This window comes from Pseudomonas sp. NPDC099000, from assembly GCF_044759925.1.
Classification (GTDB): domain Bacteria; phylum Pseudomonadota; class Gammaproteobacteria; order Pseudomonadales; family Pseudomonadaceae; genus Aquipseudomonas.
Genome location: NZ_JBIWAF010000030.1, coordinates 1 through 16247, shown reverse-complemented (window position 1 = coordinate 16247; position 16247 = coordinate 1). Strand labels below are relative to the sequence as shown.

17 protein-coding genes, 1 tRNA gene and 1 pseudogene are annotated in these 16247 nt (G+C 59.4%); 13 read left to right on the top strand and 6 right to left on the bottom strand.

Annotated elements, in window-relative coordinates; translation table 11 throughout:
• Positions 1 to 10 precede the first annotated feature (10 nt).
• From phrB to ACIQV9_RS24755, 8 genes are read left to right on the top strand one after another with little or no spacing between them, the layout of a single operon-like run.
• Positions 11 to 1456 (top strand): deoxyribodipyrimidine photo-lyase, encoded by a 1446-nt coding sequence (gene phrB, locus ACIQV9_RS24790; protein ID WP_403107160.1) that lies wholly within the window; start codon positions 11 to 13, stop codon positions 1454 to 1456.
• Complete coding sequence (locus ACIQV9_RS24785; protein WP_403107157.1) at positions 1449 to 1871, top strand: nuclear transport factor 2 family protein; 423 nt, start codon at positions 1449 to 1451, stop codon at positions 1869 to 1871. The genes phrB and ACIQV9_RS24785 overlap by 8 nt, the downstream gene beginning before the upstream one ends.
• Complete coding sequence (locus ACIQV9_RS24780) at positions 1868 to 2650, top strand: SDR family NAD(P)-dependent oxidoreductase (protein WP_403107154.1); 783 nt, start codon at positions 1868 to 1870, stop codon at positions 2648 to 2650. Before ACIQV9_RS24785 ends, ACIQV9_RS24780 begins: the two co-directional genes overlap by 4 nt.
• The gene (locus ACIQV9_RS24775) at positions 2647 to 3894 is read left to right on the top strand and encodes an NAD(P)/FAD-dependent oxidoreductase (RefSeq protein ID WP_403107151.1); all 1248 of its coding nucleotides are present in this window, start codon (positions 2647 to 2649) and stop codon (positions 3892 to 3894) included. The genes ACIQV9_RS24780 and ACIQV9_RS24775 overlap by 4 nt, the downstream gene beginning before the upstream one ends.
• Positions 3891 to 4706: a DUF1365 domain-containing protein gene (locus tag ACIQV9_RS24770; RefSeq protein WP_403107149.1), complete on the top strand. Its 816-nt coding sequence runs from the start codon at positions 3891 to 3893 to the stop codon at positions 4704 to 4706. The genes ACIQV9_RS24775 and ACIQV9_RS24770 overlap by 4 nt, the downstream gene beginning before the upstream one ends.
• The gene (locus ACIQV9_RS24765) at positions 4693 to 5964 is read left to right on the top strand and encodes a class I SAM-dependent methyltransferase (protein ID WP_403107146.1); all 1272 of its coding nucleotides are present in this window, start codon (positions 4693 to 4695) and stop codon (positions 5962 to 5964) included. The genes ACIQV9_RS24770 and ACIQV9_RS24765 overlap by 14 nt, the downstream gene beginning before the upstream one ends.
• A complete protein-coding gene (locus tag ACIQV9_RS24760; RefSeq protein ID WP_403107143.1) occupies positions 5957 to 6460 on the top strand; it encodes a DUF2878 domain-containing protein in 504 nt (167 codons plus the stop codon). The genes ACIQV9_RS24765 and ACIQV9_RS24760 overlap by 8 nt, the downstream gene beginning before the upstream one ends.
• A 53-nt stretch (positions 6461 to 6513) precedes the next feature.
• Positions 6514 to 6819, top strand: a complete 306-nt coding sequence (locus ACIQV9_RS24755) for a YkgJ family cysteine cluster protein (RefSeq protein WP_077749015.1) — start codon at positions 6514 to 6516, stop codon at positions 6817 to 6819.
• A gap of 209 nt (positions 6820 to 7028) precedes the next feature.
• Here the strand turns inward: ACIQV9_RS24755 and ACIQV9_RS24750 are convergent, their stop codons facing one another.
• From ACIQV9_RS24750 to hemA, 6 genes are all read right to left on the bottom strand, one after another.
• The gene (locus ACIQV9_RS24750; RefSeq protein ID WP_403107139.1) at positions 7029 to 7547 is read right to left on the bottom strand and encodes an acyloxyacyl hydrolase; all 519 of its coding nucleotides are present in this window, start codon (positions 7545 to 7547) and stop codon (positions 7029 to 7031) included.
• 115 nt (positions 7548 to 7662) lie between these two features.
• Positions 7663 to 8454, bottom strand: a complete 792-nt coding sequence (gene murI / locus ACIQV9_RS24745) for a glutamate racemase (RefSeq protein ID WP_403107136.1) — start codon at positions 8452 to 8454, stop codon at positions 7663 to 7665.
• Positions 8447 to 9202 (bottom strand): molybdopterin-synthase adenylyltransferase MoeB, encoded by a 756-nt coding sequence (locus tag ACIQV9_RS24740; protein ID WP_403107133.1) that lies wholly within the window; start codon positions 9200 to 9202, stop codon positions 8447 to 8449. Before ACIQV9_RS24740 ends, murI begins: the two co-directional genes overlap by 8 nt.
• On the bottom strand, positions 9196 to 10026 hold the full coding sequence (gene prmC, locus ACIQV9_RS24735; RefSeq protein WP_403107129.1) for a peptide chain release factor N(5)-glutamine methyltransferase: 831 nt from the start codon (positions 10024 to 10026) through the stop codon (positions 9196 to 9198). Before prmC ends, ACIQV9_RS24740 begins: the two co-directional genes overlap by 7 nt.
• A complete protein-coding gene (gene prfA / locus ACIQV9_RS24730) occupies positions 10027 to 11109 on the bottom strand; it encodes a peptide chain release factor 1 (protein WP_219094342.1) in 1083 nt (360 codons plus the stop codon).
• Positions 11106 to 12395: a glutamyl-tRNA reductase gene (hemA, locus tag ACIQV9_RS24725; protein WP_403107126.1), complete on the bottom strand. Its 1290-nt coding sequence runs from the start codon at positions 12393 to 12395 to the stop codon at positions 11106 to 11108. The genes prfA and hemA overlap by 4 nt, the downstream gene beginning before the upstream one ends.
• A gap of 182 nt (positions 12396 to 12577) precedes the next feature.
• Here hemA and ACIQV9_RS24720 point away from each other — a divergent pair, with 182 nt between their 5' ends.
• The 5 genes and pseudogenes from ACIQV9_RS24720 to ACIQV9_RS24700 all read left to right on the top strand — a co-directional run.
• Entirely contained in the window at positions 12578 to 14302 is a 1725-nt protein-coding gene (locus tag ACIQV9_RS24720) for a tetratricopeptide repeat protein (protein ID WP_403107123.1), read from the top strand.
• A 4-nt stretch (positions 14303 to 14306) separates the two neighbouring features.
• Positions 14307 to 14924 carry a lipoprotein insertase outer membrane protein LolB gene (lolB, locus tag ACIQV9_RS24715; RefSeq protein ID WP_403107120.1) on the top strand — a complete coding sequence of 206 codons (618 nt, stop codon included), beginning with the start codon at positions 14307 to 14309 and terminating at the stop codon, positions 14922 to 14924.
• Between the two features lie 2 nt (positions 14925 to 14926).
• Positions 14927 to 15778: a 4-(cytidine 5'-diphospho)-2-C-methyl-D-erythritol kinase gene (ispE, locus tag ACIQV9_RS24710; RefSeq protein ID WP_403107249.1), complete on the top strand. Its 852-nt coding sequence runs from the start codon at positions 14927 to 14929 to the stop codon at positions 15776 to 15778.
• A 36-nt stretch (positions 15779 to 15814) separates the two neighbouring features.
• Positions 15815 to 15889, top strand: a tRNA-Gln gene (locus ACIQV9_RS24705).
• Between the two features lie 45 nt (positions 15890 to 15934).
• Positions 15935 to 16174, top strand: a pseudogene (locus tag ACIQV9_RS24700) (ribose-phosphate pyrophosphokinase-like domain-containing protein); the annotation flags it as partial.
• Positions 16175 to 16247 lie beyond the last annotated feature (73 nt).

Genomic DNA, 16247 nt, shown 5'->3' with positions numbered 1-16247 from the left:
GGACACTTCCATGCAATTGATCTGGCTGCGCAGCGACTTGCGCCTGCACGACAACACCGCCCTCTCGGCTGCCGCCGCTCGCGGCCCGACGGTTGCTGTGTACCTGTTAAGCCCGGCGCAATGGCTGGAACACGATGACGCGCCGTGCAAAGTGGATTTCTGGCTGCGCAATCTGGGCGAACTGAGCGAGGCGCTGGGCGAATTGAACATTCCCCTTTTGGTTCGCCACGCCCCTCGCTGGGACGAAGCGCCGAAGGTTCTGCTCGAGCTGTGTCAGCAATTGAGCATTGACGCAGTGCACGTCAACGAGGAGTACGGCATTCATGAAAGCCGTCGCGATACAGCAGTCGCCGAAACGCTGAAGGCTCATGGCATTAACTTCTTTAGCTACCTCGATCAACTGCTGTTCAAACCGGGCACCGTGCTGACCAAGACCGGTACTTACTTTCAGGTCTTCAGTCAGTTCCGCAAAGTCTGTTACGAACGTCTGCATCGCTCTCTTCCGGGAAGGGTGGCAGCACCGGCGGTACAGGGTCCATTGCAGATCAGCGGTGACGATATTCCGTCGCGCGTTGAAGGGTTCGAAACGCCCAGCGATAACTTGCGCACGCTCTGGCCAGCCGGCGAAGCCGAAGCCCACCGTCGCCTCGACACCTTCGCCGACGCCCAAATCGACTACTACAAAAACGAGCGCGACTTCCCGGCCAAACCCGGCACCAGTCAGCTGTCGGCTTATCTCGCCGCCGGGGTGATTTCCCCACGCCAGTGTTTGCACGCCGCCCTGCACAGTAATCAAGGCGAGTTCGAAAGCGGCAAGGTGGGCGCGGTCACCTGGATCAACGAGCTGCTGTGGCGCGAGTTCTACAAACACATTCTGGTGGGCTACCCAAGGGTCTCGCGTCACCGCGCCTTCCGCCCGGAAACCGAAGCCCTGGCCTGGCGCGACGCCCCGGAAGAACTGCTGGCCTGGCAGCAAGCCCGTACCGGCCTGCCGATCATCGACGCAGCGATGCGCCAATTGCTGGAAACCGGCTGGATGCACAACCGCTTGCGCATGGTGGTGGCCATGTTCCTGACCAAGAACCTGCTGATCGACTGGCGCCAAGGCGAACGCTTTTTCATGCGCCACTTGATCGACGGCGACCTGGCGGCGAACAACGGCGGCTGGCAGTGGAGTGCGTCCACGGGCACTGATTCGGCCCCTTATTTCCGTATTTTCAATCCGCTGAGCCAGTCGGAAAAATTCGACGCTGAGGGCGTGTTCATCAAGCACTGGCTGCCGGAACTGGCCGGGTTGAACAAGAAAGAAGTGCACAACCCGGCGAACATCGGCGGCCTGTTCGGCGTGGCGGATTATCCGTCGCCGATCGTCAACCTGAGCACTTCACGCCAACGGGCCTTGGCGGCGTTCAAGAACCTGCCATCGCGGCACGACGCAGGAGGCGCTCATGAGTGATTTCCTGCGGCAGTTTGCCCGGCAATTCGCGCAGCTGGACAAAGACAGTTTGCAACGCCTCGGCGAGCTGTACACCGAAGACGTGCACTTCACCGACCCGCTGCACGAAGTGCAAGGGCTCGGACAGTTGCGCGACTACTTCACCGAGCTCTACGCCAACGTCACCGAGCTGCATTTCGATTTTCACGGCTTCGACCAGACCGGCGAAGGCGAAGGCTATCTGCGCTGGGTCATGAGTTACCGCCATCCGCGCCTGGGCGGCGGCCAGTTGATTCGCGTCGACGGCTGCTCGCACCTGCTCTGGCGAGACAAGGTTTATCGCCACCGGGATTACTTCGATGCCGGGGCACTGCTTTACGAACATTTACCCGTATTGGGCCGGGCGATTGCCTGGTTGAAAAGGAGAATGGGATGAGCCTTACACCTCCACGGCGATACTGGTTGACGGGCGCCAGCAGCGGCATTGGCGCTTCGCTGGCCGAAGAAATACTGAAAACCGGTGCTCATCTGGCCGTGAGTTCGCGCTCCACAGCGGTGCTGAAAGTCTTGTCCCTGCGTTATCCCGGGCAAGTGCTGGTCGTGCCTGGCGATCTGACCAGCAGTCAGACGGTGCGCGAAATCGGCGAACAGATCGCCTATGCCTGGGGCTCTTTGGACACGGTGATCCTCAATGCCGGCACCTGCGAATACGTCGACGTTCAGCAGTTCGATGCGTCGATCGTCGAGCACGTGGTGCGCACCAATCTGCTCGCGAGCGCCTATTGCATCGAGGCCGCTTTGCCCCTGCTGCGCAAGGGCACCGCGCCGCATCTGGTGGGCGTCGCCAGTTCGGTGACCTACCTGCCGCTGCCACGGGCCGAAGCTTATGGCGCGTCGAAGGCCGGGCTGCGTTATCTGTTCGAATCCCTGCGCATTGATCTTGCGCCGGAAGGCATCGAAGTCACGGTGGTCAGCCCGGGGTTTGTCGAGACCCCGCTGACGGCGAAAAACGATTTCCCGATGCCGCTCAGTTGGCCCGTGGCGAAAGCCGCCCGGCACATCTTCGCCAAGCTCAAGAACCGTCCACTGGAGATCGCCTTTCCGGGACTGTTCATGGCTGTACTCTGGCCTCTGTCGAAAATGCCCAACTGCGTGAAACTGGCAATCGGCAAACGCATGGTGCGCAGCAGCCCACCGATCCGGGATGTGCTGTGAACATCGCCATCATCGGCAGCGGAATCTCGGGGCTCACCAGCGCCTACCTGCTCAATCGCAGGCATGAGATCACCCTCTTCGAGGCCAGCGACTGGATCGGCGGTCACACCCACACCGTAGACGTAACCGTGGATGGCCAGCGCTACGCCGTAGACACCGGTTTCATTGTGTTCAACGACTGGACCTACCCGAATTTCATTCGTCTGCTCGGCCAGATCGGCGTGGGGTCGAAACCGACTGAAATGAGTTTTTCAGTGACGGATCCGGACTCGGGCCTGGAGTACAACGGCAATAACCTCAACAGCCTGTTCGCTCAACGGCGAAATCTGTTGTCACCCGGCTTCTGGGGCATGTTGCGCGACATCCAGCGCTTCAACAAAGAGGCGCAGCGCGACTTGGCCGAGGGTAGGATCGCCGCCGACATCACGCTGGACGACTATCTGAAAAACGGCCGCTATGGCGAACGCTTCATCCTGCATTACATCGTGCCGATGGGCGCGGCGATCTGGTCGATGTCCATGGCTGACATGCTCGGTTTCCCGCTGCAATCCTTTGTCAGGTTTTTCAAGAATCACGGCCTGCTGTCCATCAGTAATCGCCCGCAATGGCGGGTGATCGAAGGCGGCTCGAGTGCTTATATCGAGCCATTGACGGCGACCTTCAAAGAGAAGATCCGTCTCGACTGCCCAGTGACCCGGGTCGAGCGCGATGAGAAAGGCGTCGTTATCCACAGCGCCGCCGGAAGCGAGCGATTCGACAAAGTGGTATTTGCCTGCCACAGCGATCAGGCCCTGAAACTGCTGGCCAAGGCGAGCGATGTCGAACAATCGATCCTCAGCGCCCTGCCCTACGCCGACAACGAAGTGGTGCTGCATACCGACACGCGCCTGCTGCCCACACGAAAACTCGCGTGGGCCAGCTGGAATTACCGTCTCGGTGGCCCGGGCCATACACGGGCTGCCGTCACCTACGACATGAACATCCTGCAAGGGATCCAGAGCGACACCACGTTCTGCGTCAGCCTCAACCAGAGCGCAGGCATCAGCCCGAGCAAAGTGCTCGCCACATTCACTTACGCCCATCCGCAATTCAGCCTGGCTGCAGTCGCTGCGCAAAGCCGTTGGGAGGAACTGGACGGCCTGCAACACACTTATTATTGCGGCGCCTATTGGGCCAACGGTTTTCATGAAGACGGCGTGGTCAGCGCGTTGCGCGTTGCTCGCTCGTTTGGCGAAGTGTTGTGAACAGCGCCCTCTACAGCGGCTGGATCGCCCATCGGCGGTTCGCCCCAAAGCCTCATGCCTTTCGTTACCGGATCGGCCTGTTGTACCTGGACCTCGACGAACAGGAGGCCGTGCTCGGCTTGTCGCCGTTCTCGGGTAACAGTCGCTTCGCAGCGTTCTCATTTCGCGAGAGCGATTACCTCAAAGCTTATACCGGCAGCGGCATGCGCCTGATTGACGCGGTACGCCAACTTGTCAGCCAGAGCATCGGCCATGCACCGCAAGGTCCGGTCTGCCTGCTGACCCAGCCGCGCAGTTGGGGCCTGTCGTTCAACCCGGTGAGTTTTTTCTACTGCCATGAGGCAGACGGGCAACTGGCGGCGATTCTTTGCGAAGTCACCAACACCCCGTGGCGCGAGCGTTATCACTATGTATTGCCGGCCAAGGCCCCGGTGAGTCTGTGCGATTTCCATCAACATTTCGCGGTGGCGAAGGCGTTTCACGTTTCGCCGTTTTTGCCGCCAGACCTGGAATACCGCATGAGTTTCAGTCCAGCAGCGCAAAAGCTCGGCGTGCACATGGCGGACTGGCAAGGCGAACTGAAACTGTTCGACGCCACGCTCAACCTCAAACGCGAAGCACTGGATCGCGCCAGCCTGCACCGCTACTTGCGGCGCTTTCCGTGGATGACGGCGAAAACCTGCCTGGCGATCTATTGGCAGGCCCTGCGCCTGCTGCTCAAGCGCGCACCGATATTTGCTCATCAGGCTGCCGATGGCAGCGTTCAAACCGCCATCGTTCCTCCCAAGGATCACCGTCATGAAATCCTCTAGCGCCTCGGCCAAAGTCAATCTGCTCAGCACCAACGCCCTGACCGGGTCGTTGCTGCGCCGTGGCGTGCTGCGGCAACTTGCGCAGCTTAAACATGGACAATTGGCGGTCATCGAAAACGGCGAACGGCATGTCTTCGGTACCGCAGGCAGCCCATTGATCGGGGAGATCCATATCCTCGATGCGGCGGCGTGGGGATTGGTGGCGAGTAACGGATCGATCGGCGCTGGCGAAGCGTTTATCCACGGCTATTGGAGTTCGCCCGACCTGACCGCGGTGGTTCGCGTTTTCGTCAGCAACCTTGAGGTGCTGGATGCGCTGGAAGGTGGCCTGGCGAAACTTGGCCGCCCCTTCGTTCAAGGGCTGCACTGGCTCAATCGCAACACGCGCAAGGGCTCGCAGAAAAACATCGCTGCCCACTACGACCTGGGCAACGACCTGTTCGAACAGTTTCTCGACCCCACCATGATGTATTCCGCCGCACAGTTCCTGAAGGACGAAGACAGCCTGGAACAGGCACAGTTGAACAAGCTGGAACGGATCTGCCAGAAACTCGCGCTCAAACCCAGTGATCACTTGCTGGAAATCGGTACCGGCTGGGGCAGCATGGCGCTTTATGCGGCGCAGCATTACGGCTGCAAGGTCACCACCACCACGCTTTCAAAAGAACAGTACGCCTTCACTGCACAACGCATCGAAGCCCTCGGCCTGCAAGACCAGGTCACGCTGCTGCTCAAGGATTACCGCGACCTCACCGGGCAGTACGACAAACTGGTGTCGATCGAGATGATCGAAGCCGTCGGCCATCGCTTCCTGCCGGTCTATTTCAAGCAATGCGCGCAGTTGCTCAAAAGCAACGGCTTGATGCTGTTGCAGGCGATCACCATCCGCGAACAGCGCTACGAACAGGCCAAGGGCAGCGTCGACTTCATTCAGCGTTACATTTTCCCCGGCGGCGCCCTCCCCTGTGTGCAGAAGATGCTGGAAATCATCAGCCGCGACACCGACATGAATTTGCTGCACATGGAGGATTTCGGCCTGCACTACGCCCGAACCCTGCGCCTGTGGCATGAGAATTTTCGCCGAGCCCAGGGGCGCTTGAGCGAGTTGGGCTACGACGAGTATTTCCTGCGGTTGTGGGAATTTTATCTGTGCTACTGCGAAGGGGGATTTCTGGAGCGCACCATCGGCACCGCGCAAATGCTGCTGGCCAAACCGTCGGCGATGCCCGCGCCGCTGCTGGGTCGTTTCGATGCGTGAGCGCTTGGCCAATGCCGCGCTGTTTCAGCTCGGCTGGTTTGCCTGTGTGGTGGGCGGCAACAGTTTATGGTTGCTGGTGGCGTTGGCGGCGCTTGTGATTCATCTGCTGTGGATAAGTCGATGGGCTGATGAGGGCCGACTGATCCTCAGCGTTGTGCTGCTGGGCACCACCGTCGACAGTTCGTTGCGCTGGCTGGGGGTGTTCGACTTCGCTGAAGTCGCGCCCTTGATTCCGCTATGGCTGATGCTGTTGTGGGCATTACTGGCAACCACTTTGCGCCATTGCCTGCAATGGACCGCGAACCCTTGGTGGCTCGGCAGCCTGTTGGGCGCCGTGGGTGGGCCGTTGTCGTATTACGCCGGTGGACAACTGGCCGGCGTGCAGTTCCCTTACGGTCAGGCGCCAACGCTGCTGGGTATCGGCCTGCTCTGGGCCGTGCTGTTCCCCACCCTGCATTTCATGGCTCAACGACTTTCGGCGGACACCCGCAGCTAAGCGTCCGTCAGGCCTTTAACACAGCCAAGGCCCACTGCCTTACACTGCCCGCCATGAAAACCATTCCCCACACGCAAATCACCGAACCGGCCGTCACGTGCTCGACCTGCGCAGCCTGCTGCTGCCAGCTCGAAGTCATGCTGATCACCGACACGGGCGTGCCCGAACGATTTATCGATACCGATGATTGGGGCGGGGAAGTCATGCTGCGTCTGGATGACGGCTGGTGCGCTGCGCTGGATCGCAACAGCATGATGTGCACCATCTACGAAAAACGCCCGCTGATCTGCCGGGAGTTCGAGATGGGCGCACCGGAATGCATCGATGAGCGCCAGGGGATAACCACGGCATATCGCTGAATTCGAAGTCAGCGCAGATCCAATGTAGGAGCGAGCTTTGTGGCGAGGGGATTTAACGAAACGTCGCACCGCCCCGTTCGACTGCGAAGCAGTCGCAAACCAGTGCACGCGGTGTATCCGATACTCCGTTATTGCAGGTTTTGGGGTCGCTGCGCGACCCAACGGGGATAAATCCCCTCACCACAAAGCTCGCTCCTCAGGTTCTGTACTTACAACGGCATCGTGTAGTGCAGCGCGTAACTTTCTACACCGTTGTTCGGGCTACTGAGCCCGGCATTGGAATAGTGCGTCGCACGAATGCCGACTTCATGTCCGCCGGTAAAGCGCAGGCCGAAGCCGAACCGGTCTTCAAACTGAAAGGCGCTGCCGAGTTGATTGTTTTCGACTTCGGTATTGGCGAACACCGCGACGCCAACGCCCAACTCCACGTAGGGCTTGACGGTCTGGCCGGCAAACTCGTAAACCAGCACCGGCGAGAACGACAGGCTGTGATTGCTGGAGGCCTCGTCGCCGTCCCAGTAGGTGTAGGCGCCGCTCCAGTACCCGGTCAAACGACCGACATCACTCTGCAGCCAGCTCTTGTCCCAATCGAATTGCATGCCCAATCGATAGGTCATGGTCGAATCGCTGGTCTGGCCGACCGCGAATTCCACGCCTGCCGCCTGCGCGGTAAAACTTTGCCCCATCAGTGCGGCCGCAATCGCGGCCAAGCAGAATAGTCGCTTCATTAGAAACATCCTTTTCCGAACGATTTCGTAAGGTTTTTTTTGTTGCTCACCGCTATAGAATTCGACGCTTAATCAGAAGTTCACCCCAATTACTCGTTTGCCCCCAGGATTTCGTCTACCCCTTGAAGCTTTGCACAACGCCAGCGGTATTCCACAGGATCGGCAAGATATTTCTGAAATGCTCCGGATCGGCACTCGTCCAGAACTGCGCGGCACGAGCCGGTCCCTGGGCGAGCATTTCACGTTCGGCCAATAGACGTTGAAGTTGCCGCGCTACAGCGGCGCCAGTGTCGATCAAGCTGATGTCATCGGGGATCATCTGCTTAAGCAATGGCTTTAGGAAGGGATAATGCGTGCAGCCGAGAATTATTGTGTCGCACCCGGCGCCGAGCAGCGGCCCGACGTAGCCGGCCAGCAACTGACGCAATGCCTCGCTGTACAGATCGCCGTTTTCAATCAGCTCCACCAGACCGGGGCACGGCTGAGTGATGACGCGTACATCGGTGGCGAAACGGTCGAGCAACGCCGCGAACTTGGCGCTCTGCAACGTGCCGGTGGTGGCGAGTACGCCGACCACACCGCTGCGGGTGGCGGCAGCGGCCGGTTTGACCGCAGGCTCCATGCCGACGATGGGCCACTCGGGATAATCGCGCCGCAAGTCTGCAACCCCAGCGACAGTCGCCGTGTTGCAGGCCAGCACCAAAGCCTTGGCACCCTGCTGCTGAAAAAAATCGGCCATCACGCGGCAACGCTGCTGGATGAATTCAGGGGTTTTCTCGCCGTAGGGAATATTCCCGCAATCGGCGACGTACAGCAGCGACTCGTTGGGCAGCAAACGCTGGATCTCGGCCAGCACCGAGAGCCCACCGACGCCTGAGTCGAACACGCCGATCGGCGCTTCACGCATGTTTCGAACCACAGACGCTGCAGCCCGGATCACGCTTGACCCGCAATTCACGGAAGCGCGAGCCCAAGGCATCGATCAACAACAGGCGCCCCACCAGCGGCTCACCGAAACCCACCAGCAGTTTCAGGGCTTCCAGCGCCTGGAGACTGCCCACCAGCCCAACCAATGGACCGACAACGCCGGCCTCGCTGCAGGTCAATTCGGCTTCGCTGCCGTGACCGTATAAACAGTGGTAACACGGGCTTTCCGGGCGGCGCGGGTCGAACACCGATAATTGCCCTTCGAGGCGAATCGCCGCGCCGCTGACCAGCGGTTTACCGGCAGCAACGCAGGCCGCGTTGACCGCTTCACGGGTCGAGAAATTATCGGAACAGTCCAGCACCAGATCCACCGCAGCCACGGCGGCCGCCAGAGAATCTTCATCCAGCGCAGTGCGATGGGCGATCAATTGGATCTCGGGATTGAGCGCGCTGAGACGGCGGATCGCCGAATCGACCTTGCTCAAGCCGACGCTGTCAGTATCGTGAACGATCTGGCGTTGCAGGTTGGTCAGGTCGACAGTGTCGAAATCCGCCAAGTGCAGTTCGCCGACACCCGCCGCGGCCAGATACAGCGCAACCGGTGAGCCGAGACCGCCGAGACCGACGATCAATACCCGGCTTTCTTTCAGTCGCAACTGGCCGTCGATGTCGACGTGTTGCAACAGAATCTGCCGGCTATAGCGCAACAATTCCTGATCATTCAGCACGGCAGGCGCCCCAGGCTGATACGTTCGTGACCGCCCAGATCGGTGCGGCTGTGGACTTCTTCAAAGCCGCGGCTCAGCAGCAAGTCGCGCACGGCTTCAGCTTGATCGTAACCGTGTTCGAGCATCAGCCAGCCACCGGCCTCCAGATAATCCGGCGCCTGGGCGACGATCAGGCGCAGATCGTCGAGCCCGTCGACGCCAGCCACCAGGGCGCTGGCCGGTTCGAAGCGCACATCGCCTTCCACCAGATGCGGGTCGGCGGAGGCGATGTACGGCGGGTTGCTGATGATCAGTTGAAAACGCTGACCTTGCAGGGCACTGAACCAATGGCTGCTCAGCACGGTGGCGTTGTTCAAGTGCAGGCGCTGACGATTGCGTTCGGCTAGCGCCACGGCTTCGAGTACGCGATCCACCGCAGTGACTTTCCACGCCGGACGCTCGCTGGCCAAAGCCAAGGCAATCGCCCCGCTGCCGGTGCCAAGATCGAGCACTTGGGCCGGGGTGGCCGGTAATAATTGCAGCGCGGCTTCCACCAGCAATTCGGTATCCGGGCGCGGGATCAGCGTGTGCGGCGCGACTTCCAGATCAAGCTTCCAGAACCCTTGCTGCCCCAGAATGTAGGCCACCGGCTCACCGCCACGACGACGTTGCAGGTACTCGGCAAACTTCAGCGCGGCTTCGCTCGGAACAATGCGTTCCGGCCAGGTGTGCAGAAAACTGCGGGACTTGCCCAAGGCAGCGGCCAGCAATAATTCGGCATCCAGGCGCGCCGTGGGCGAATCGGGCAAATCGGCGGCGCGCAACAAACTGGCAATGATCGTCATTTACTCACCTATCGCTGCCAATTGATCGGCCTGGAACTCGGCCAGTAACGGTTCGATCACCGCCTCGACGCCGCCCGCGAGGATTTCGTCGAGGGAATACAGCGTCAGGTTGACCCGGTGGTCGGTGACCCGCCCCTGGGCAAAGTTGTAGGTGCGGATGCGCTCGGAGCGATCACCCGAACCGACCAGCAACTTACGCTCGCTGGCGATGGCGTTCGCGGCGGCGCTGGTTTGCTGATCGTTGAGTTTGGCCGACAGCCAGGACATCGCCCGGGCGCGGTTCTTGTGTTGCGAACGTTCTTCCTGGCATTCGACGACGATACCGGACGGCAAGTGCGTGATGCGGATCGCCGAGTCGGTCTTGTTGACGTGCTGGCCGCCGGCACCGGAGGACCGATACGTATCGACCCGCAGGTCTGCCGGGTTGATCTCGATCGTTTCCTGCTCATCCGGCTCGGGCAACACCGCCACGGTGCAGGCCGAGGTGTGGATGCGCCCCTGGGATTCGGTGGCCGGGACCCGTTGCACGCGGTGCGCGCCGGATTCGAATTTCAGCTTGCCGTAGACGTTTTCGCCTTCAACCCGGGCGATGACTTCTTTATAGCCGCCGTGCTCACCGATGTTCTCGGAGAGGATTTCCACCCGCCAGCCACGACGCTCGGCATAACGCGAATACATGCGGAACAGATCGCCGGAGAAAATCGCCGCCTCGTCACCGCCGGTGCCGGCACGGATTTCGAGGAACACGTTGCGCCCGTCATTCGGGTCCTTGGGCAGCAACATGCGTTGCAGGCTGGCCTCGATGTCGATCAGTTGCTCTTTGGCTTCGCGAACTTCTTCCACGGCCATTTCGCGCATGTCCGGGTCGCTGTCCTTGAGCAGTGCCTGGGCGCCTTCGAGGTCGCCTTGCACTTTGAGCAGCTGTTTATAGGTGGCGACAATCGGTTCGACTTCCGCGTACTCCTTGGAATAGGTGCGGAATTTGTTCTGATCGGAAATGACTTCGCCATCGCCAAGCAAGGCGGTCAATTCCTCGAAACGGTCCTGGAGGATGTCCAGCTTATTGAGCAGTGACGCTTTCATTGCGGTTTCTTATCCGAAAAGCTATCCGATGAGCCCTCATTCAGGGCAAAGAGTTCCTGGGCCATGGCCAGCGCATCAAGGCGGCCTTCGGCAGAAAGCTTTTTCAACTGCACACTCGGGGCGTGCAAGAGTTTGTTGGTCAGGCCCCGCGCCAATTGCACCAGCACCTCTTCGGCGCTGCTGCCGTTGGCCAGCATGCGCTGGGCCTTCTGCAATTCTTCGTCGCGCATGCGCTCGCTTTGTTGGCGATAGGCCTTGAGCACATCCACCGCCGCCAGTTCGCGCAGGCGGACCATGAAATCTTCGGCGCCGACCGAGACCATCTCTTCCGCCGCTTGGGCAGCGCCTTGCCGGCTCTTGAGGTTCTCGGCGACCACTTCGTGTAGATCGTCGACGCTATAGAGGTAAACGTCGTCCAACTCGCCGACTTCCGGTTCGATATCCCGAGGAACGGCGATGTCTACCATGAAAATCGGTTTGTGCTTGCGCAGTTTCAAGGCGCTTTCCACGGCGCCTTTGCCCAGGATCGGCAACTGGCTGGCAGTGGAGCTGATGACGATGTCGCTGCGCACCAGCTCTGCCGGGATGTCCGAGAGCAAAACGGCATGGGCGCCAAACTGCTCGGCGAGGATACTCGCGCGTTCCAGTGTACGGTTGGCGACCACGATGCGCTTCACACCCAGTTCGTGCAGATGACGGGCGACCAGGGTGATGGTCTCGCCGGCGCCGATCAACAAAGCCTGGCTTCGCTGCAAATCGCTGAAAATCTGTTTCGCCAGGCTGACCGCGGCAAACGCCACGGACACCGGGTTCTCGCCGATGGCAGTGTCGGTGCGCACTTGCTTGGCGGCGTTGAACGTCGCTTGAAACAAACGCCCGAGCAGCGGCCCGATGGTGCCGGCCTCGCGCGCCACGGCATAGGCCGATTTCATCTGGCCGAGAATCTGCGGTTCGCCCAACACCAGCGAATCGAGCCCGGAGGCGACCCGCATCATGTGACGAACTGCCGCATCATCTTCGTGCACATAAGCGCTCGCGCGCAGCTCGTCGAGGCTCAAATGGTGATAATCGGCCAGCCAGCGCAAGATGATGTCAGCCGAAAGGTGATCCTGTTCTATATACAGTTCACTGCGATTGCAGGTGGAGAGGATCGCAGCTTCGCGGCTGTCGGTGAGTCGGCAGAGCTGCTGCAAGGCCTCCACCAGCTGCTCAGGGGTAAAGGCCACGCGCTCGCGGACGTCTACTGAAGCAGTCTTGTGGTTGATACCGAGTGCAAGGAAGGCCATTCAAGGTCGCTGATGGTGACGTGAAGCCGGCAATTGTCCTACTTCGACAGTGCCAGAACAACTACCGCTGACTATTGTCCCAATGACCTGCCTCTATAAAGGCATCCATCGAGACTCGGTTATGTTTGGCCGAAGGCTTGTGTCATGATGATCCGACCGCAGGTTAGTCGTCCTCTCTCTATATGAATAGATCTTCCGCGTTGCTCCTCGCTTTTGTCTTCCTCAGCGGCTGCCAGGTCTTGGCACCCGTTTCGTCGGACGGTACGCCGCCGGTCGAAGACAGCACTCCGGCCCCTGAAAAGCCTAAGGTTTACAGCTCATTCAGTGAAGAAACCGTCTTCAGCCTGCTGAGCGCCGAACTGGCTGGACAGCGCAATCGTTTCGACATTGCCCTGGACAACTACGTAACCCAGGCCATCAACACTCAGGACCCGGGCATCTCCGAGCGGGCTTTCCGCATTGCCGAATACCTGGGCGCCGATCAGGCTGCCCTGGATACCGCTTTGATCTGGGCGAAAAACGCCCCGGACGATCTTGAGGCGCAACGAGCGGCTGCCGTGCAGCTGGCACGCGCCGGGCGTTATGACGACTCCATGGTTTATATGGAGAAAGTCCTGCTCGGTAAAGGCGACACGCATTTCGACTTCCTCGCCCTGTCTGCGGCCGATACCGACCAGGACACGCGTAACGGTTTGATGAAAAGCTTTGACCGCTTATTGCAGCGCCACCCGAACAACAGCCAGTTGATTTTCGGCAAGGCCTTGCTGCTGCAACAGGACGGTGACGCCAAAGGCGCACTGGCGTTGCTGGAGGACAATCCTCCGGACGAGGGCGAAATTGCCCCGATCCTGCTGCGCGCGCGCCTGCTGCAAGGGCTCAACCGTGGTGACGAAGCCTTGCCGCTGCTGCAAAAAAGCATCAAGAAATACCCGGACGACAAACGCCTGCGCCTGACGTATGCGCGCATGCTGGTTGAACAGGACCGCATGGACGACGCCAAAGTCGAGTTCTCAAGCCTGGTTCAGCAATACCCCGAAGACGACGAACTGCGTTACTCCCTGGCGCTGGTGTGCCTGGAAGCCAAGGCCTGGGACGAGGCCAAGGGTTACCTGGAAGACTTGATTGCCCGGGAAAGCCACGTCGATTCCGCGCACCTGAACCTCGGTCGTATCGCTGAAGAGCGCAACGATCCGCAAGGCGCGCTGATCGAGTACGCCCAGGTCGGCCCAGGCAACGACTACCTGCCCGCGCAACTGCGCCAGACCGACATTCTGATCAACAACGGCAAGACCGCCGAAGCCCAAAGCCGTCTGGCTACGGAACGCGACGAGCAACCCGATTACGCGATTCAGTTATACCTGATCGAATCCGAGACCTTGTCTGCCAACAAACAGCCCGACAAGGCCTGGCAGGTTCTGCAAACCGCGCTGCAAAAGTACCCGGACGATCTGAACCTGCTTTACACCCGCGCCATGCAGGCGGAAAAACGCAATGACCTGGCGCAGATGGAAAAAGACCTGCGCCTGATCATCAAGCGCGACCCGGACAATGCGATGGCGTTGAACGCGCTCGGCTACACCCTGTCCGACCGCACGACGCGTTACGCCGAAGCCAAGGCCCTGATCGAACAAGCGCACCAGATCAACCCGGAAGACCCGGCGGTACTCGACAGCCTTGGCTGGGTGCACTTCCGCCTGGGCAACCTCGATGAAGCCGAGCGCTATCTGCGCCAGGCCCTGGAGCGTTTTCCCGATCAGGAAGTGGCCGCTCACCTGGGCGAAGTCCTGTGGGCCAATGGCAAGCAACGGGAAGCTAAACAAGTCTGGAGCAAGTTCCTCAAGGAACAACCCGACAGCCCCATCCTGCGCAGCACCATCAAGCGCCTGACCGGATCAGAGACTCTTTAAGATTATGTTTTTGCGCCACCTTATTGTTTTCAGTTTCATCGCCCTGCTCGCCGGTTGCGCGGGCTTCGGTGCCCGCGAATCAGTCCAGGGTAAAGGCAACACGGCCCAATGGCGCGAGTACAAACAGCAACTCACCAGCCTCGATGGCTGGCAGATCAATGGCAAGATCGGCATTCGCGCCCCGAAAGACTCGGGCAGCGGCACGCTGTTCTGGCTGCAGCGACAGGATTACTACGACATTCGCCTTTCCGGCCCGCTGGGTCGCGGCGCAGCTCGTTTGACCGGTCGCCCAGGCAAAGTCTCGCTGGAAGTGGCCAATCAGGGCCGCTATGAAGCACCGACGCCTGAAGTGTTGGTCGAAGAACAACTGGGCTGGAAGTTACCGGTGTCCAATCTGGCCTGGTGGGTTCGCGGGCTCCCGGCTCCGGATAGCAAAAGCCGTCTGACGCTGGACGCCGACAGCCGCCTGGCCAATCTCGAACAGGATGGCTGGCAAGTCGAGTACCTCAGTTACGCCGAGCAAAACGGCTATTGGCTGCCCGAGCGGATCAAACTGCACGGCACCGACCTTGATGTCACGCTGGTGATCAAGGAATGGCAACCACGCAAACTGGGGCAGTGAACATGACCGCTGCGCGCTTGACGCTGCCCTCCCCGGCCAAACTCAATCTGATGCTGCACATCCTCGGCCGTCGTGAAGACGGTTATCACGAGTTGCAGACGATTTTTCAGTTTCTCGATTACGGCGATGAAATCACCTTCGCCGTGCGCGACGACGGCGTGATTCGGCTGCATACCGAATTCGATGGCGTTCCTCACGACAGTAATCTGATTGTTCGAGCTGCAAAAAAACTTCAGGAGCAATCCGGTTGTTCGCTCGGCATCGACATCTGGATCGAAAAAATCCTGCCCATGGGCGGTGGAATCGGTGGCGGCAGCTCGAATGCCGCGACGACTTTGCTCGGCCTCAATCATCTCTGGCACCTGGGTTGGGATGAGGATCGACTGGCCGTGCTGGGCCTGACGCTTGGCGCCGATGTCCCGGTTTTCGTGCGTGGGCACGCGGCTTTCGCCGAGGGCGTAGGGGAGAAACTCACCCCTGTAGACCCCGAAGAACCGTGGTATCTCGTGCTGGTGCCGCAAGTATCTGTAAGTACAGCAGAAATTTTTTCAGATCCGTTGTTGACACGTAACTCTTCTCCCATTAAAGTGCGCCCCGTTCCCAAGGGAAACAGTCGAAATTACTGCTTACCGGTGGTAGCAAGGCGTTATCCAGATGTACGTAACGCATTGAATTTGTTAGGTAAATTTACCGAAGCAAAACTCACCGGAACTGGAAGTTGTGTGTTTGGGGGCTTCCCAAGCAAAGCTGAAGCTGATAAAGTCTCGGCCCTTCTTACAGAGACCCTTACAGGGTTTGTAGCAAAAGGAAGCAACGTTTCGATGTTGCATCGCAAGCTGCAAAATCTGCTCTAAAGGAATCGATTACTGGGTAATCGTTGCAACAGATACAGGGGCGTCGCCAAGCGGTAAGGCAGCAGGTTTTGATCCTGCCATGCGTTGGTTCGAATCCAGCCGCCCCTGCCATTTTCTATACTCATCCAGGTTACCCTCAGCCTCTAGGTACTGCGCGTGTCCAAGATGATGGTCTTTACGGGGAACGCTAACCCCGATCTGGCTCGGCGTGTCGTACGTCAGCTGCATATCCCTCTCGGTGACATCTCTGTCGGTAAGTTCTCCGACGGCGAAATTACAGCCGAGATCAATGAAAACGTCCGCGGTAAAGATGTCTTCATTATTCAGCCGACTTGCGCTCCGACCAACGATAACCTGATGGAACTGGTAGTGATGGCTGATGCCTTCCGCCGCTCCTAGTGTTCTGTTTTGAGTGGTGTTTTTAATTAGTTTGGTTATGAGTGTATTTATCGGTGTTCGCGTTATGATT

Coding starts and splice junctions, on each gene's coding strand:
- phrB (WP_403107160.1), top strand. CDS start 11: ATGCAATTGATCTGGCTGCGCAGCGACTTGCGCCTGCACGACAACACC.
- ACIQV9_RS24785 (WP_403107157.1), top strand. CDS start 1,449: ATGAGTGATTTCCTGCGGCAGTTTGCCCGGCAATTCGCGCAGCTGGAC.
- ACIQV9_RS24780 (WP_403107154.1), top strand. CDS start 1,868: ATGAGCCTTACACCTCCACGGCGATACTGGTTGACGGGCGCCAGCAGC.
- ACIQV9_RS24765 (WP_403107146.1), top strand. CDS start 4,693: ATGAAATCCTCTAGCGCCTCGGCCAAAGTCAATCTGCTCAGCACCAAC.
- ACIQV9_RS24760 (WP_403107143.1), top strand. CDS start 5,957: ATGCGTGAGCGCTTGGCCAATGCCGCGCTGTTTCAGCTCGGCTGGTTT.
- ACIQV9_RS24755 (WP_077749015.1), top strand. CDS start 6,514: ATGAAAACCATTCCCCACACGCAAATCACCGAACCGGCCGTCACGTGC.
- ACIQV9_RS24750 (WP_403107139.1), bottom strand. CDS start 7,547: ATGAAGCGACTATTCTGCTTGGCCGCGATTGCGGCCGCACTGATGGGG.
- murI (WP_403107136.1), bottom strand. CDS start 8,454: ATGCGTGAAGCGCCGATCGGCGTGTTCGACTCAGGCGTCGGTGGGCTC.
- prmC (WP_403107129.1), bottom strand. CDS start 10,026: ATGACGATCATTGCCAGTTTGTTGCGCGCCGCCGATTTGCCCGATTCG.
- prfA (WP_219094342.1), bottom strand. CDS start 11,109: ATGAAAGCGTCACTGCTCAATAAGCTGGACATCCTCCAGGACCGTTTC.
- hemA (WP_403107126.1), bottom strand. CDS start 12,395: ATGGCCTTCCTTGCACTCGGTATCAACCACAAGACTGCTTCAGTAGAC.
- ACIQV9_RS24720 (WP_403107123.1), top strand. CDS start 12,578: ATGAATAGATCTTCCGCGTTGCTCCTCGCTTTTGTCTTCCTCAGCGGC.
- lolB (WP_403107120.1), top strand. CDS start 14,307: ATGTTTTTGCGCCACCTTATTGTTTTCAGTTTCATCGCCCTGCTCGCC.
- ispE (WP_403107249.1), top strand. CDS start 14,927: ATGACCGCTGCGCGCTTGACGCTGCCCTCCCCGGCCAAACTCAATCTG.